At 62.5% G+C, this 602-nt stretch carries 2 protein-coding genes; both read left to right on the top strand.

From position 1 onward, the window contains the following. The coding region (locus tag AX708_RS05795) for an outer membrane protein (protein WP_156443358.1) at window positions 1-251 on the top strand (251 nt) is incomplete at its 5' end. A gap of 151 nt (window positions 252-402) precedes the next feature. After that, a partial coding sequence (locus AX708_RS05790) for a hypothetical protein (protein WP_156454530.1) occupies window positions 403-602 on the top strand: 200 nt, incomplete at its 3' end.

The raw sequence follows: 602 nt of genomic DNA, 5'->3' as shown, positions 1-602 counted from the left end.
ATGTAAAGGCTGGCTACACGGACGCCTCGATCGAGGGCGAGTATGACGACGGCACGGGGGAGATCTCCGATGAGGTCTCGTTCGGCGGCGTTCGTCTGGGCGCCGGCGGCGAGATCGACCTTTCGAGCAACTATGCCATCCGTCTCGAATATCGTTACTCGGACTACGGCAACCTCGAGCTTTTCGGAACGGACACCGGGATCGGCGTGAGCCGCAACCAGGGCATCATCACGCTGCTCGGCAAGTTCTGACGAATCGGCGGGGCGGTGCTTCAATGCCGCCCCTCCAAACGGACGCCGGTGCGAGGCGAAACGTGACACTCAACACGCCGCGTTCGGGGTGCCCTTCAGCTGCAATCATGCTAAAGGCTGCACCCCACGCTGGTGACGTTCGGAGTTCTGCATGGCCGTCGAGGAAACAATGGCTTCCCCTGTGATCATGGCCCCCCAGCCCACCGGACGGCGGCTTGTCATGTTCGAAAAAGACGGCGGAGCCAAGGAAGCCTTCAAGCTGCTGAACGGCATTCTCGACGTTCCTCCCTTCATTGCTCCCGAGCACGGCGCGCTCGTCGACACCATGGCGGCGGCGGCCGAACACGATGC

It is taken from the genome of Erythrobacter sp. CCH5-A1, from assembly GCF_001557115.1.
In the GTDB taxonomy this organism is placed as follows: Bacteria; Pseudomonadota; Alphaproteobacteria; order Sphingomonadales; family Sphingomonadaceae; genus Erythrobacter.
The sequence above is the reverse complement of the archived record's forward strand: the minus strand, read 5'-3'. Positions and strand labels throughout refer to the sequence as shown.